The sequence below is a fragment of the Macrococcus sp. S115 genome (assembly GCF_030067655.1).
GTDB classification, from domain to species: domain Bacteria; phylum Bacillota; class Bacilli; order Staphylococcales; family Staphylococcaceae; genus Macrococcoides; species Macrococcoides psychrotolerans.
Genome location: NZ_JASJES010000001.1, coordinates 409,359 through 426,246, shown reverse-complemented (window position 1 = coordinate 426,246; position 16,888 = coordinate 409,359). Strand labels below are relative to the sequence as shown.

The following is a 16,888-nucleotide window of genomic DNA, read 5'->3' as shown; positions in this document are numbered from 1 at the left end:
AGTACAATGATTGTGAAACTATGAACGGGAGGAATAGAAATGACGCATATTAAATTTAACTACGACATGGCAAAATCGTTCGTAGGAGATCATGAATTGACACAGATGCAGGATTTAGTGAAAAATATTCATCATGTAATCCATGAAGGTAGTGGTGCAGGTAGCGATTTCCTAGGATGGCTGGACTTACCGGTAGATTACGATAAGGAAGAATTCGCACGTATTAAAGAAAGTGCGAAGAAGATAAATGCAGATAGCGACGTGTTAATTGTTATCGGCATTGGAGGGTCTTATCTCGGTGCACGTGCTGCAATCGAGATGCTGAATAAATCATTTGATCACCTGAAATCAGATAAGACACAGATTATCTTTGCAGGACACCAATTATCATCAAGCTATTTGAACGATTTAATTGAATATGTTCAGGACAAAGATTTCTCAGTGAACGTGATTTCTAAATCTGGTACAACGACGGAACCAGCTGTTGCATTCCGTGTATTTAAGAAACTATTGGAAGAGAAATACGGCAAAGAAGGCGCGAAATCTCGTATTTATGCAACTACGGATAAATCTAAAGGTGCATTAAAGTCACTTGCCACAACTGAAGGCTATGAAACATTTGTCGTGCCGGATGATGTCGGAGGACGCTTCTCAGTATTAACAGCTGTTGGATTATTACCGATTGCAGCAGCAGGCCATGATATTGATGCGATGATGGAAGGAGCTGCGAGTGCACGTAATGAACTGAGTTCATCAGAACTTACAGAGAACATCAGTTATCAGTATGCAGCGCTGCGTAATATTTTATACAACAAAGGGTACACGATTGAGATGTTAATCAATTACGAACCGAGTCTTCAATACTTCAACGAGTGGTGGAAACAGCTATTCGGTGAGTCTGAAGGTAAGGACTTTAAAGGTATCTATCCATCAAGCGCGAACTTCTCAACGGACCTTCACTCATTAGGTCAATACGTTCAGGAAGGGCGTCGTGATATCTTTGAAACGGTCGTTAAAGTAACGACACCAAGAAGCGATGTCACAATTGAAGCGGATGAGAATGATCTAGATGGTCTGAACTTCTTAGCAGGTAAAACATTGGACTTCGTCAACACGAAAGCATTCCAGGGGACACTACTTGCACATAGCGATGGCGGGGTACCAAACTTCGTCGTTGAAGTACCGAAGTTAGATGCATTTACTTTCGGTTACCTTGTTTACTTCTTCGAGTTAAGTGTTGCGATGAGCGGCTACTTGCTCGGTGTTAATCCATTTAACCAGCCAGGGGTTGAAGCGTACAAGCAGAATATGTTCGCATTGCTTGGGAAACCGGGCTTTGAAGACAAGAAGGCAGAACTAGAAGCAAGACTTCAATAATATATGTCATGTTATTCTTAAAACAAGCTATGAACTGTTCATAGTTTGTTTTTTTTAATATTTACATTATAATCACATAAAAGTGAGGTGAGGGTTTGTTTACAGAAGCGCACTTACTGGAATTGCTTGAACGATTTAAAGGTCTCGGCATTATTATTGCTTTTCTTCTGCCGTTTATTGAAGCATTTATTCCGATATTACCGATTATGGTCTTTGCCGTTGTTAATGTGAATGCTTATGGTCTGATCCTTGGATTCTTAATTACATGGAGCGGTGCAGTAGCTGGTGCATATTGTGTTACGCTTTTAGTGAGAACCTATGGTCAGCATCGACTTTTAAGACGATTAAGCAAACATCCGCAGACATTAAAGTTTATAAGAAGAGTAGATGACAGAGGGATGCTGCCATTATTTTTGTTACTCTGCTTTCCATTCACACCCTCCAGTCTGGTCAATATTGTGGCAGGTCTAAGCACGCTCGATATAAAGAAATATTTATGGGTCGTTCTATTGGGAAAAGCGATTATGTTGTTTACTTTAAGCTTTATCGGTAACGATATATATTCCTTTGTGAAAGCACCTGAAAAGAGTATAATTGTTATTATAGTGCTCGTGATTCTGTGGTGGATTGGTAAAAGAATTGAGCGGCATCTGGAAAGATAAGTGATTAATATAAAATAAGTTGAGGTGCTCCTTTTGAAGCGGGAATTTATTGAATGGCTGATTGCGATTGTCATTGCTACAGTATTATATTTTGTTGTAAAGACATTCTTCTTTATTTCTTATTCTGTAAGTGGCGATTCAATGTATCCGACTTTCACTGATGATGATAAGGTCATCGTTAATAAGATGAGTACACTGCATAATGGCGATGTTATCGTCTTTCATACAGGAAGTACTCAAGATTATGTTAAACGTATTATAGGAAAGCCGGGAGATAAAGTAGAATACAGGGATGATGTTTTATATATTAATGGTGAACGTACTGAAGAACCCTACCTTCAGGAAAACCGAATTGCTAAGACGAATATATTGCTTACAGAAAATTTCAAAGTAAGTGATCTATCTGGTGCGGGCGGTAAATCGGTCATTCCAGAAGGTAAGCTGCTTGTTCTTGGAGACAACAGAGAGACGAGTAATGATAGCAGAAGTTTCGGATTGATCAAAGAGCAGCAAGTTGTAGGAGAAGTACAGGTAAGATATTGGCCGCTAGATACATTTCATGTGAATTTTAATCCACAATAAATATAGATACAACTTTACAAAATATTCCTGTTTGTAAAGTTGTTTTTTTAGGAGGAAACAGATGACAGTTCAATTATTACTCGGCAGAAGAGGGACAGGGAAAACCTATGAAATTATTGAAAGGATAAAGTTACAGCTGAAAGGACAACCGCTTGGTGATCCAATTATCATGATTGCACCAAGACAAAGTACCTTTCAGATTGAACAGGCGTTAAGTCATGATGCGATGATTAAAGGAAGTATGCGTACAGCAATCTATTCCTTTGATCGACTGTTCTGGAGACTTGAAAGCGAAGAAGGAAGCACGGAGCTGCAGCATATTTCAAACAGTGGCGTTGAAATGCTGACGTATCAGATACTCAACGAACATAAAGATGAATTAAAGAGATTTCAGTCGACAAGCGCATATTTTGGCTTTAGTCAGAAGATGGCAGCAGTCATCTCAGAACTAAAAAAATATAATGTCACACCGCCCGATGTTTATACACTGCTCGGAAAAGAAATGGAAGTGCGCACGAAAGATAAGCTGCATGACATATATGAAGTGTATACAGCATTAGAGGAGAAGATGAGCGGACGGTATATGCAGACAGAGGATATGCTCGTTTCTCTATGTAGAATGATAGAAACATCAGAGACAATCCGTAATGCGGATATATACATTGATGGTTTCTATAACTTTACGACTGTAGAATATATGGTCATCCAGTCGTTAGCACAGCATGCGAAATCACTGACAATCGCATTGACAATCGATCAGACAGACCCTGTACTGTTTAGAAAGACGACAGAAACGTTAGATCATATTAAAACTTATTTGCATGAGCGCGCATTAACATATCATGTCGACAATATGCATGTTCCTTATCGTTTCAATGACGAACTGAACACGCTTGAAAACAGTTTCTCACGTGAAGTATCAATCAGTCACCCGGAGCATATACATTTATCACAGCATGCATCTGTACCAGCTGAAGCTGCGCATATCGCACACCAAATAATGGACCTCGTGAGAAATGGGGAGAGATTTAAGGATATTGCAGTACTCTATCGTGATGAAAGTTATGTCAAGCAGCTGATTGATGTGTGCCGTAAGCATGAGATTCCATATCATACGGACTATAAAGAACTAATGATTCACCATAAAGCAATTGAACTGATTCGTTCATTACTGGATGCATTTAAGACAAATATGCGTATTGAACATCTATTTCGAGCACTGAAGACAGGTTTGATTGCACACGAATTTAAGAGAGGAGAAGATCTGCTTCTTATTGATATGCTAGAAAACGTTATGATTGAGCGTGGCATGTATTATGATGATTTAATTCATAAACGTAAATTATTTTATGATGAAAAGGATGTCTATGAACAAGACCAATGGGATGCATTACTACAATATATCGAGTATATGCTATCGATTATAGAACCTTTTAAGGAAGGGATAGTGAACGCGCAGTCCGGACGTGCATTTGCAAGTGCAATCTATAATTTTATGCTGTCAATTTCGATGCCAGAATATTTGATGCAGCATAAAGATATGGCTAAAGACAACGGCGAGCAGTATATTGCGCTGACATTTGATCAGATTCTAACTGGACTAAATCAGGTACTGGATGATTTCGTATTGATTATGGATGAAGTGACATTAGATTATAAGGTGATGTGCGATATTATAGATGTTGGGTTCTTGGCACTTGAATATAATGCACCACCTCAAGGACTCGACCAGATACAGATATTAAACCTTGATCTTGCAAAGGTAGAAAATAAAAAGTATGTATTCGTATGCGGGGTCAATGATGATATTCTGCCTCGACCGATGAAAGAAGATGCGCTGATTACGGACCAGGAAAAACGTATGATGCAGGAAATAGGGGATATTCATCTTGCACCGACAACGGATGTACTGATACAGGATGAATGGTTTGTATTCTATAATGCTGTGACACATGCACAGCATTCGGTATACATATCATACAGTTTAATGAATATGAACCAGGAAGCGATGCGTCCTTCAAGGTATTTAGCGCGGCTAGAGAGACAGTTACACCTTGAGGTTCAGGATATGACGCATGATATGAAACCGCAAGACTGTATCACAACGTATCAGGCAGGTATTAAACATGCAGTGTCACATATTGAAGACGATACTTGGTCAGATGTTATTGCAGTGTATGAGACAGATCCGCAATTTGAACATGTATTTAAGCTGAGACATTACAGAAATCAGTCAGAGATGCTCGCCGAACATGAAGTGTCGCATCTTTATGGCGATACGATAAAGGCTAGCGTCTCAAGGTTTGAAACATTTAACCAATGTGCATTCAAACACTTTGCAAACCATGGTCTAAAATTAAAGGAACGTCTGCCTTATCAATTTCAGTCATTCCAGCTTGGCAATATCTTTCATGATGCACTGCGACACTTAAGTGAGAAGTTTAAGGATCAGGTGCTGCAAGTGGATGCCGCTGTCATCGCTTCAGAAATCGACGACTATTTGAAAGCGTCACTGCCTTCTGTTCATTATGAAGTGCTGTATTCTAAACATTACTATCAATATATCGTTAAACAGATCAGGACAATTTTACTCTCGACTTTCACTGCGATTCAACGTCAGACGAAGTACAGCAACTTTAAGATGGCGCGTTTTGAGACGAAATTTGGTAAAGGTGGCGCACTGGATACGCAAATTTATCGTTTCGGAAAGAATAAACAGATCGAGATTACCGGACAGATTGATAGAATCGATATACTCCCATCAACAGATAAAGATTATGTGCGCATCATCGATTATAAATCACGTGAGACTGATCTTGACTTAAAGCAGGTCTATTATGGACTGCAAATGCAGATGCTGACTTATATGGACGTCGTGCTTTCAAACACTGCACGGCTTGGACTGAAGAGTGATGTAATACCAGCAGGGATGCTTTATTTTCATGTGTACAATCCAAAACTTTCATTTAACGTGAAGCAAGGTGCAGAGCAACTCTTCGATGAACGATTTAATAAATATAGTATGCAGGGGTTTATCCTTGATGACATAGAGATCGCAAAAGATATGGACACGACGCTTGAAGCGGGACAGAAATCGAAAATCGTTCCCGCGATGTTAAAGAATGACGGATCGTTTAATAAGAGAAGCTCCAGAACGCTTGCATTAGAAGAAATGCATGCACTTATTCAGCATAATAAACAGCAGTTTATGCATACAGCACAAAATATATTGCAAGGAGACAGCCGTATCAATCCTGTAAGATACGATAAGCTGAACCCTTGTCAGTTCTGTGCGTTTAAATCGGTATGCCATATAGATCCGATATTAAACCAGGAGGATATCAGAACGTTTGATAAAGAAATCGACCCATTAAATGAAATTATGAAGGCGGTGAATAAAGATGCGATGGACAGCTAGTCAGCAAGAAGCGATAGTGACAACAGGACAGGATACACTCGTTGCAGCAGCGGCGGGTAGTGGTAAGACAGCAGTGCTTGTAGAACGTATCATTAGAAAGGTCATCGATCACTCGGTCAATGTTGATGAACTGCTCGTCGTTACATTTACAAATGCAAGCGCGAAAGAAATGAAACACCGTATTTTTAATCGCTTGCAAGAAGCGTTGAATGATGCACCTCATAATGAACATCTCAAAACGCAGCTCATCAAATTGCATCAAGCAGATATATCGACTTTGCATCGCTTCTGTCTTAATTTAATCGAGCGTTTCTATTATACAATTGATCTTGATCCGACGTTCAGAACCGCTTCTGAAGAAGAACGTGCGCTGTTACTCATGCAGGCGATCGATGATGTATTAGAAACAGTTTATGAAGCTGCACATCCGGATGATATGACGTTACTTCTGCACCTTTCATCAGACCGTAAAGATGATTACGTGAGAAAGACATTAGTGAAGATGTACGACTTTGCGATTGCGAATAGTCATCCTTCGAGATGGCTAGACGCGATTGCGGCTTCATATCGTGACGTTTCAATAGACAGCAGTTATTTCTTATCGATTAATCAACAGATTAATGACGAACTGCTGCAGGCGATCCAGTTAATTAAGCGTGCAGAAGATCTATGTATCAGCGCGGCATTAGATACAAACCTTGAATATCTACAGAAAATACGTCAGCAGCTGGAACAGTTTCCTAAAGCGCTGGAAGATAAATTCTCATTTATTCAAAGTATTCAATTTGGTCGCAAACCAAATATGAAAAAGAGCGATGATCCGTACGATAAAGAATTAAATGAAGGCATAAAAGAATATTTAGCACAGAGTAAGAAGCTGGTATCAAATATTCAGGAAAACTATCTATATGCACCAATAGCAGAACTTGCTGATGATATTCGTGCCATGTCGGTTGAAGTAGAACGATTGACACGTATAACACAGATGGTCATCGATAGATTCAGCCAGCTTAAACGCGAGCGTAAACTGATAGATTTTAGCGATTATGAGCATTTCGCTCTGCAAATATTAATCCATAATGATGAGCCGACTGAAATTGCACACATGCTAAAGGCGCAATATAAGGAGATTCTCGTCGATGAATACCAGGATACAAACCGTGTACAGGAAAGTATCATTCAGGCGATCAAACGTGAGGATAATATGTTTATGGTCGGAGATGTGAAACAATCCATCTATAAATTCCGACAGGCAGAACCTGAACTATTTATGGAGAAATACAGTCATTTCAAATCAGGCGGACCTGGTAAAGTCATCGATCTTTCTCAAAACTTCCGTTCACGTCGTTCTGTCATCGACAATACAAATGAAATATTCTCTAAAATAATGGATGAGAAACTTGGCGATATCATCTATGATGATGCACAGATGCTATATTATGGTGCACCGTATGACGACGTGTCACAGCATACAGAACTGCATCTTCTGAGTAAAGAGGAACTGAATGATATCGAATACTATGCTTCTCATCATATTGCCGATGTCATTGAACAGATTATTGCACAAGAAAAAGTTTATGATGTTAAGACGGGTGAGTACCGTGCAGCTCAGTATAAAGATATCGCAATCTTAGAGCGTGGATTCAGCAATGCGGCAGAGCATATGAAAGTGATGAAAGACCGCAAGATTCCTTTTCATGTGAATAGTAAAGAAGGGTATTTCCAGACGGACGAAATTAATACGACTTTAAGTTTATTAAGAGTGGTAGATAATCCATTACAGGATATTCCTTTAGCTGGGCTCTTGCGCAGCATCATCTATCAGTTTGATGCTCATGAACTTTCCGCATTGAGATCCGACTGTTCAGTCTATCTTTACCATAACCTTCTCGCATATAGTGTCAATGGTGAAAATGAACAGCTTAAGCATAAGGTGAAGAAGGTGCTCGCTGATATTTCAGATTATCGTGAACAAAGTAGAAAAGTGAGTGTGAAGGACTTAATCGATTACATATATAATGACACGCTGCTCATTGAAAAGTTTACCTTACTGCCAGGAGGCCACCAGCGACAAGCCAATCTGGAAGGTCTGCTACAAAAGGCAGAGCAGTTTGAACAGAGTAGTTACCGAGGTATCTATCAGTTTCTTCGCTTTGTAGACAATATACTTGAAGCTGGTAAAGACTTTGGTGAGATGAATATTGTTTCAGATGAAGCGGACGTTGTCAGAATGATGACAGTCCACGCCTCTAAAGGATTAGAGTTTCCTTTTGTCATCTATAACAATATTGACCGCCAGTTCAACTTGATGGAAACAAAGGAACAGCTGCTGCTGAATCAACGTCTTGGCCTATCCATTAATTTCTATGATAAGGCGGCGCATACGACTTATCCGTTAGCAATCAATCAGTTGTTTAAGACGAAGATTCGTAATGAACAAGTGTCTGAAGAGTTGAGGTTGATGTATGTTGCGCTTACGCGTGCCCGTGAAAAACTGGTGCTTGTAGGAAATGTCAAAGACGATAAAGTGATAGAGAAGTTTCAGAATGTAGAAGTCGATAAAAAGATGGATGATTACTATAGACTCAGTGCGCTTAGTCCTTTGCAGCTTATCGCACCGATTGCATTACATGATGCCTCTATTGACGTTCGTATTATTCGTACGCTGAACACACCCGAAAATGAAGCTACAGAAACAGCTGAATCTAATGAAGCTGAAGGTGTAACATGGCTACAGGAACTTAAAGAGTACCGCTATCCATATTTAAGTGAGAATTTGCTACCGACAAAAGAAAGTGTGTCAGAAATAAAGAAAGCACAGGAAACAGATGATGAAGCCACTGCCTGGACATATATCAATCAATATCGTCTTGGTAAAGCGACTTATGATCGTCCAAAGTTTATGTCTGAAGAGAAGAAGACGGCAGCTGAATATGGAACACTTATGCATAAAGTAATGCAGCATCTGCCGCGCCTGAACAATGTGGAATCAGAGGATATCAAGCATTTTCTTGATGATTTAGTAGAGCGTCGCATTATTTCAGATGAGGAACGACCGCTCATCAACGAAAAACATATTTATCAGTTCACAAAGACTGTACTTTATGACAGATTGGTTCATGCAGACGAGGTTTACTTTGAGCTGCCGTTTGTTATCGGTAAGCAGTATATCACACAAAGTCATCCAGATCAGCTTGTCCAGGGGATGATTGACTGTGTATTTAAGTTTGACGGACATTACTATTTTATCGATTATAAGACAGATAAAGTAATCTCACGGCTCAGCCGCACGACAGAGGAAACACTAGCAGAATTGAAGCTTCGTTACGAAGTTCAGATGAATTACTATAAGAAGACGCTGGAAGTTATATTAGATGAACCTGTAACTGGATATCTATATTTCTTTGAGGCGGGAATGGTTGAGGTGTAATGATAAAATTATTGCTTAAATACAGTATGATGGGAATCGTTTTATTAATCTACGGGCTGCACTTTATATATTTAAGTGCACAGCCTGTTGAATTTATTAATCCATTCGATTATTATGCGCAAGAAGAACTCCCTGTGCTAGAAACTTACTTATTTATCATTTTGTTTACAATGATTCCGGTCATCGCTTATTTTCTGGCACGTGTGCAACTTACACGCAGAATGATGGCTTACTTGATTATTGGTGGGCTTCTCATATTAGTACATTCAAGAATGAGTATCATATTTATGATGATGCTAGGACTTATTGTCACGAATATGATTTATAAGTTCATCGGAGCATATTCACGTACACTTTATATCAGCATCGCCTGTTTATTGATAAGTGTGCTGTTCATCGCTATTTTAATTCCGTCTTTGTTACTCTATGGTGACAAGGAGACATTTCTTAATGTTAATGCATTCCAGGAATTTATTGGCACATACAACGCTTCTCATTACGGAGAAATCTTACAGTTGAACAGAGAACTGTTCAACTCGCATCTGTGGCATTATACAATCGTGCTATGTTGTGTTATCGTACCTTCTATGCTTTTAGGACGTGCACGAATCACGCAGTTCAAGCTTCCACTAGCACTTATACTGTTAACTTTAGGAACAGCAGCTAAGTTGCAGCTGTTTAGCACCACTTTTGACTGGACACAGTTTATCATTACGTTGTCCGGATCATTATTACAAGGACTAGCTATCGCTATGTTACTCGACCGCAATGTTCATGTCACTCCACGTGATGTCATTACTTTTATGGCTTTTATTGCCATCGTCGAGATCAGTGCCACACTGCTATTTACAGGGTGGTTCCGTGCATTTCCACCAGAGAACTTAAATGTAATGATGACAGAAAGCTTGATATTGACTGTAATTATAAGTGCCGTATTCGTCGTTTTGATGTTAATTCTTCATGTAAAAAATAATAAATTCAAAAAAATCTGAAAAATAACTCTAAAACAATGAAACGTCATCTTATTTTCTGTATAATGAAACAAAGTATAAGAAGGAGTGGAATTCATGAAATTTTTGTCGTTTGAGTATAAAGGTAAACAATCTTTCGGTGTAAAGGTTAAAAGAGAAGATGCAGCATGGGATCTTGTCCGTGTATTTGAAGCAACGAATACAGCGAATTACCCAAAGACGTTATTAGAAGCATTACAGCAAAACAATACGCTCGACTTTCAGGAGCTTGTACGTAAAACAATCGCACATATAGAGCAAGAGAAGGATGCCGAAGATTACAAAGTTGCATATACAGATATGACGTTCCTACCACCTGTTGTTCCGACCAATAATGTTATCGCTATCGGGCGAAATTATTCGGATCATGCGAAGGAAATGAACAATAATGTGGATGAGCTCTATGTCTTTACAAAAGCACCTTCAAGCTTAATTGGAGATGGTGCTTTTGTACCATCACATAGCGATGTTACAGAAGCATTAGATTATGAAGGAGAACTAGGCGTAGTCATCGGTAAATATGGTCATAAGATTCCTAAAGCATTAGCATTAGATTATGTTTATGGTTATACAATCATTAATGACATTACAGCACGTGACCTGCAGAAGGCGCATGCTCAGGCGTTCTTATCTAAGAGCTTATTAGGTGCATGCCCGATGGGACCGTATATCGTAACGAAAGATGAACTGCCGACTCCAGAAAATGCAAATATCGTAACAAAAGTGAACGATGAAATTCGTCAGGATGGCAATACGGAGGATATGGTAAAGAAAATTGACGATCTGATTGCTGAGATTTCACAGTATGTTGCACTACATCCAGGTGATATTATTGCAACAGGTACACCAAGCGGCGTAGGTGCAGGCATGAATCCACCTGTATACTTAAAGCGTGGGGATGAAATTAAAGTGACGATTGACGGTATCGGTACTTTACAGAATACAATCGGAGAATAGTATCCTTTTGTTCATACAGTTATTTTGGTACAAGTATAGGAATCTATGTTAAACTAATAACAGTATGAATATAAAGGAGTGAAATACATGGAAACTGGTATGTTTCATCTGCATATTTTAAGTTGGGTTGTTTTAATTATCGTTTTCTTTGCAGCATACTCTAATTTCTCTGATCGCTTAGGTCCTAGCAAATATTTCAAACCATTACTTATGGTTCAGCGATTATTTGCATTACTTGTGATCATCAGCGGAATTATGATTTTTATGCAGTATATGAAAGTAGATTCAGCATTGTATGGTATTAAATTCTTATTAGGTTTAATTACTATCGGTTTAATGGAGATGACAATTGCGAAGAAGAAAAAGAAGAAACCTTCAAGAACCTTCTTCTATCTCGTAATATTATTTATCATCTTAACAATCGGCTTAGGTATTCATTTACCGATGGGGCCAATTACAACGATGTTTAAGTAAAGCATGAAAAGACGGCAAGAAACGTTTATTGTTTCTCGCTGTCTTTTTTATTTGAATATTTTATGAACTCTTACATAAACGATAAGTAATTTAGTATAATCAATATAATAACTTAAGTGAGGGTATTCAAATGAAAAGAATTTCAATCATATTGGTGATATTACTGCTATCATTCAGTGCGCTACCTGCACAAGCAGCGAGTCAGGACGAAATGCGTATCTATAACATTCTTACTGATCGATTTATGAATGGTGATGAGAATAATAATAAAGACATTCATAATGACAAGGACAATAATCTGCCTTACGGTGGAGACTTTAAAGGTATCATCAATAAAATAGACTATATTAAGAAGATGGGCTTTAATGCCATTCATGTCTCACCGGTGTTTGACCATGACAAGAATGATTATCTAGGGTATAAGATTAATAATTATAATCAGATTTCTAAAACATTCGGTGGAGAGAAGGACTTCAAACAGCTCGTATATCTTGCACATAAAAATAATATGAAAGTCATCGTCGATATGCCTGTTGTTGCAACGGATGATTTCACAGTAACAGAAGACACGAAGATGAACGCAATAGAGAAATCGTATTACAAAGATACACCGATGATTGATTTAACGAATGAAGCAAATATTAAGCGCTATAAGCAGCTGATGACAGACTTCGTAAACAAAACGAAAGTCGATGGCTTATCGATGTATGTACTTCAGGATAATGTCGATCTTTCAAAAGTATTTCCTGAGAATATAACAAAGATTGCTATTACCAATAGCGATGTTAAAGTAACCGGCTATGATTACATTCAGACTGGGAAGACATCAGAGCAAATTGCACAAGCATTCAAGAATGTTGATGAGCAAATCCCAGAGCAGCACAATAAGAAGGAGCTACTTTCAGCTGATAACTTCTTTACCCCACGTTTCACAAGCTATGCGGTTCATGAAAATATGTTCCCAGGAACACGTATTAAACAGATGATGGGCTATCTGTTTGTACAAAAGCAACCGGTCAGTATGACTTATGGTACTGAAATTGCGATGAATGGTGAAAAACTTCCTGATACACACCAACTACTCGATTTTAGAACGGATAAAGAAGTGGTGGAATACTTAGAACAGACGAGCGAAGTTTATCATAAGTACAAAGAAATGTTCGATGGTACTTCTAAAGTAATCTACAACGAAAAAGGTGAACAGCTTATCTATTTCGATACAGACAAAGTAGACTTCATCTATAATATTAACGATACAAGCAAATCTACGAACGTTAAACTGACAGACAAAGACATACCAGGCGATAAGATGCTCAGCGGATTGCTTATTGGAGATAGAATCCATGTGAAAGACGGCACGTTTAATTTGATAACGAACCGTGAAGAAACGGAGCTTTACGCACTCGTTCCACCACGTGGATTGAACTTAGGTTATGTGATCGCATCACTGTTAACGATCGTGCTCTTTACAGTATTTATCATCGGTGCAGCAAGAAATAGGAAGAAACATGTCAATAATTTAAGGAAATAGAAACAACGAAAAGACAATCCGTGCATACGGGTTGTCTTTTCGCTGTTGAGATGGGGGTGCATAAACAAAGTGCAACACCATGCAAAGACGCCCAAATCTTGGGCGTCTGCTTTCTATATTAACAATCAATGACTACTTCGCTTTATATCCGAGCATATTAATAATATCTTTTGGGCTGGAGTAGTCAGGATGATACGCAACTTCGATATCTTTGAAGTCATAGATTGTTAATCCGCCGATCATAGCCGTTGATAGGACATCGATTCGTTTATCGACACCACTTTTTCCAGAGACGCTCGCTGATAATATTTTGCCGGTTGATTGCTCGTAGTAAACTGTGATGCTTAGCGGCGAACTGTAAGGCATGTAGCTGGCTTTATGTTTTTGCGTGTGTGACACGTGTGCGATATTATCCATTTCAAGTACGAGCGCTTCAGTGAGGCCTACCGACGCATACGTATGATCAAATAATCGAAGAATATTACTGCCAAGTAGTCCTTTAAATGCTTCTCTATCTTTATGGAATAAGTTATGGGCAATGATAGAGGCAGCGCGATGCGTACCCCAGGCAAGTGCGATTGTTGCTGTCTTATCTATATGGCGATAGAATGTTTCTATTGCATCACCTAGTGCATATATAGATGGATTGCTCGTTTCAAAATAACGGTTGACCTTGATATATCCTTTATCATTGAGTTCTAGTGCATCACCGATAAATTTCGTATTCGGTTGCAGACCGAGTGCTGTGATGATGATATCAAATGTATCGGTATCACCTGACTTGAATGTAACAGTGTGCTCATTGATACGCGCAACCTCATCTTCTAGTTTTAGATGAATACCGTTATCTTCAAGTACTTGAGGAACCGTGTCTGTAATATCTCGACTCATCTGTTTTAGGAAGTGACTGCTGCGATGTACAAGCGTTACATCCAGTCCACGATGCTTTAAGTTTTCTGCCATCTCGAGACTGATATAACCACCGCCAACTACGAGTGCACGCTGTGCATGGGTATGTTCAATATACTGATCGATCTTATCCGTATCTTCTAAGTTACGCACTTGGAACACATGATCATGCTTATATAAATCCGGAACAATTTGGCTTGCGCCTGGTGACAGAATCAAGTAATCGTATGTATCGGTGAATGTTTCTTTAGTTTGATGATTGTAAATTTCTATTTTCTTATCATCCGGATATAAACGTGTCACTTCATGATACGTGTGGACTTGAATATTACGATTATCATTAAATGTATCCGGTGTTGCCATAACGATGTTATCACGAGAGGCCACTGTTTCTCCGATGTAATAAGGTAAACCACAGTTTGCATAGCTCATATCACGATCTTTTTCGTAGATTGTGATATCAGCATCTGCATCGAGTCTTCTGATTTGAGATGCAACTGTCGCGCCACCTGCAACTGCACCGACGATAATGATTTTCATGATTATACCTCCAGCTTAAAGTATTGAATAAGAAACTTCGCTATCCCATCTTCATTATTTGTGTCAGTAATTTCGTCTGCGATAGATTTGAGCTCATCGATTGCATTGCCCATTGCTACGCCTGTTCCAGCATATTTAATCATTTCATTGTCATTATCTTCATCACCGAATGCTATAACATGTTCTTGTTTAATATTTAAATATTCGTGACAAAGCTTCACGCCGACTGCTTTATTGATACCTTTCTTAACGATTTCGATGACTGGAAATGGAGCGCCCCAGCGACGATGCTCTAATCTGTCAGCATAGATTTCATCAAAGTGCTTATAGATATTAGGAATCTCGGATTCTTCAGCCTGGATAAGGATGGTTGTCGGAGGTTCTGTAATGTTTTCCAGTAGATTCCCGATCTTGATGACAGGGTTACCCATACTAAAGCCTTCGAATAAATATTCATCATGATAATGTAAGAAAACATTGTCTTTAATTTCGGCGACGATATTCTTAATATTAAGATTAGGAATCTTAGAGAAGATATCTCTTGATACCTCGAAATCTAAAGTTTCATGAAATGTCTCAAAATTCGTATCACCTGGGTGATGAACGAATGCGCCATTGAAATTAACAATCGGTGTATCCAGGTTCAGCTGATTATAATAAATTTGACTGGCACGGTATGGACGTCCGGTCGAAATAATAAATTTATGGCCTTGTTCCTGTAGCAGACGGATGACCTTCTTCGTAAACGGTGTAATCTCCTGCTTGCTATTAAGTAATGTTCCATCTAGATCGAGACAAATTAAATGCTGTTCCATAAAATAACTCCTTTAAATGTATTTCGTTTATATGTATATTAATTTCTGATATAGTAAGTGTATAATAAACTTTGAGGTGATACAAATGGAAGAAGCTATGAAAGACAGTATAATGGGAGCGCTCGAAAATGTTATTGATCCTGAGCTAGGTATTGATATCATTAACTTAGGATTAGTTTACAATGTAGATATGGATGATGATGGTCTGTGCACGGTTGAAATGACATTGACATCTATGGGTTGTCCGATGGGCCCGCAAATTATTGATCAGGTGAAAACTGCATTAGGTGAATTACCTGAGATTAAAGAGACAGAAGTGAACGTTGTATGGAATCCAGTATGGAATAAAGATATGATGAGCCGTTATGCTAAGATTGCTTTAGGTGTAAGCTAATAATAAAGAGAAAGGAACGAGGCTGAAAATTTATTTTCAGCCTCGTTCCTTTCTTCTTATTCGATGCGACATATATTAAGTGGACAATTTTCGCAGTTAATTTCATTCTTTAGATAGTCTAAATCTTTAATTGTAATTTTCTTGTTATTTGTTTCGATGATACCATTCTGTTTAAGTTCGCTGATGATGCGATTAACGCCTTCTCGTGTTGTGCCACCGAAGTTTGCCAGTTCATTGTTTGTCAGATCAATATTAAGTTTAATGCCTACGTCTGTTTCAACGCCATACGTATTTGTCAGACGAATCAAAGTAGAGTAGATGGCACCTTTTTTCCCAAGTGTATAAAGGTCACGTAACTTATACTCTTGTTTTTCATTTTCATTTTGAATAAATAGCAGCCATTCATAGTTTAGTACTTCATCGTTAAGAATCGCAGTCTCAAATGTGGCTAAATCCATTTTATAGACAGTAGTCTTTGTTTTCACCTTAGCAAAGAGTGCATGTTTCTTATTGCCGCAGAACAGGGTGTTCACACCGAACAGGTTACGTCTGCCCAGCAGTTTTAAATTGAATTCCTTGCCATCTTCAAGTACACGATGAATCACAACATTCCCTGATTTAATGATATAGATTGAATCAATAGGATCTTCTGCCTGGAAGATATATTGATTTGCATCGAATGTTTCTATCTTTCCCTCTTCCATAATGTAGTTGACGATACTTGTTGCTTCGTGAAATGCAGATTGAACCATTGTATTCACCTTCTTACGGATCATTTTCAAATTTGTA

General features: G+C 38.6%; 13 protein-coding genes. 10 read left to right on the top strand and 3 right to left on the bottom strand.

Going from position 1 to position 16,888, the window contains the following annotated elements; genetic code table 11:
* The first annotated feature begins 39 nt into the window (after positions 1-39).
* From QNJ52_RS02095 to QNJ52_RS02055, 9 genes are all read left to right on the top strand, one after another.
* Positions 40-1,377: a glucose-6-phosphate isomerase gene (locus tag QNJ52_RS02095; RefSeq protein ID WP_219494223.1), complete on the top strand. Its 1,338-nt coding sequence runs from the start codon at positions 40-42 to the stop codon at positions 1,375-1,377.
* 95 nt (positions 1,378-1,472) lie between these two features.
* On the top strand, positions 1,473-2,039 hold the full coding sequence (locus QNJ52_RS02090) for a TVP38/TMEM64 family protein (protein ID WP_283721764.1): 567 nt from the start codon (positions 1,473-1,475) through the stop codon (positions 2,037-2,039).
* Positions 2,040-2,072: 33 nt separating this feature from the next.
* Positions 2,073-2,621, top strand: coding sequence for a signal peptidase I (gene lepB / locus QNJ52_RS02085; RefSeq protein WP_283721763.1), 549 nt, complete (start codon positions 2,073-2,075; stop codon positions 2,619-2,621).
* A gap of 61 nt (positions 2,622-2,682) precedes the next feature.
* On the top strand, positions 2,683-6,039 hold the full coding sequence (gene addB / locus QNJ52_RS02080) for a helicase-exonuclease AddAB subunit AddB (protein WP_283721762.1): 3,357 nt from the start codon (positions 2,683-2,685) through the stop codon (positions 6,037-6,039).
* Positions 6,023-9,469, top strand: coding sequence for a helicase-exonuclease AddAB subunit AddA (gene addA / locus QNJ52_RS02075; RefSeq protein ID WP_283721761.1), 3,447 nt, complete (start codon positions 6,023-6,025; stop codon positions 9,467-9,469). The genes addB and addA overlap by 17 nt, the downstream gene beginning before the upstream one ends.
* Positions 9,469-10,461, top strand: coding sequence for a hypothetical protein (locus QNJ52_RS02070; RefSeq protein WP_219494232.1), 993 nt, complete (start codon positions 9,469-9,471; stop codon positions 10,459-10,461). The genes addA and QNJ52_RS02070 overlap by 1 nt, the downstream gene beginning before the upstream one ends.
* Positions 10,462-10,536: 75 nt before the next feature.
* The gene (locus QNJ52_RS02065; protein WP_283721760.1) at positions 10,537-11,436 is read left to right on the top strand and encodes a fumarylacetoacetate hydrolase family protein; all 900 of its coding nucleotides are present in this window, start codon (positions 10,537-10,539) and stop codon (positions 11,434-11,436) included.
* 87 nt (positions 11,437-11,523) lie between these two features.
* Complete coding sequence (locus QNJ52_RS02060) at positions 11,524-11,910, top strand: YisL family protein (RefSeq protein ID WP_241427487.1); 387 nt, start codon at positions 11,524-11,526, stop codon at positions 11,908-11,910.
* Positions 11,911-12,040: 130 nt separating this feature from the next.
* On the top strand, positions 12,041-13,441 hold the full coding sequence (locus QNJ52_RS02055) for an alpha-amylase family protein (protein WP_219494236.1): 1,401 nt from the start codon (positions 12,041-12,043) through the stop codon (positions 13,439-13,441).
* A gap of 132 nt (positions 13,442-13,573) precedes the next feature.
* Here the strand turns inward: QNJ52_RS02055 and QNJ52_RS02050 are convergent, their stop codons facing one another.
* Positions 13,574-14,893, bottom strand: coding sequence for a CoA-disulfide reductase (locus QNJ52_RS02050; protein WP_283721866.1), 1,320 nt, complete (start codon positions 14,891-14,893; stop codon positions 13,574-13,576).
* The gene (locus QNJ52_RS02045) at positions 14,893-15,705 is read right to left on the bottom strand and encodes a Cof-type HAD-IIB family hydrolase (RefSeq protein ID WP_219494237.1); all 813 of its coding nucleotides are present in this window, start codon (positions 15,703-15,705) and stop codon (positions 14,893-14,895) included. The genes QNJ52_RS02050 and QNJ52_RS02045 overlap by 1 nt, the downstream gene beginning before the upstream one ends.
* Positions 15,706-15,790: 85 nt before the next feature.
* Between QNJ52_RS02045 and QNJ52_RS02040 the strand changes: the two genes are divergently transcribed.
* Complete coding sequence (locus QNJ52_RS02040; RefSeq protein ID WP_219494239.1) at positions 15,791-16,099, top strand: metal-sulfur cluster assembly factor; 309 nt, start codon at positions 15,791-15,793, stop codon at positions 16,097-16,099.
* A 56-nt stretch (positions 16,100-16,155) separates the two neighbouring features.
* Here the strand turns inward: QNJ52_RS02040 and QNJ52_RS02035 are convergent, their stop codons facing one another.
* Complete coding sequence (locus tag QNJ52_RS02035) at positions 16,156-16,851, bottom strand: Crp/Fnr family transcriptional regulator (RefSeq protein WP_219494241.1); 696 nt, start codon at positions 16,849-16,851, stop codon at positions 16,156-16,158.
* Positions 16,852-16,888: the final 37 nt, after the last annotated feature.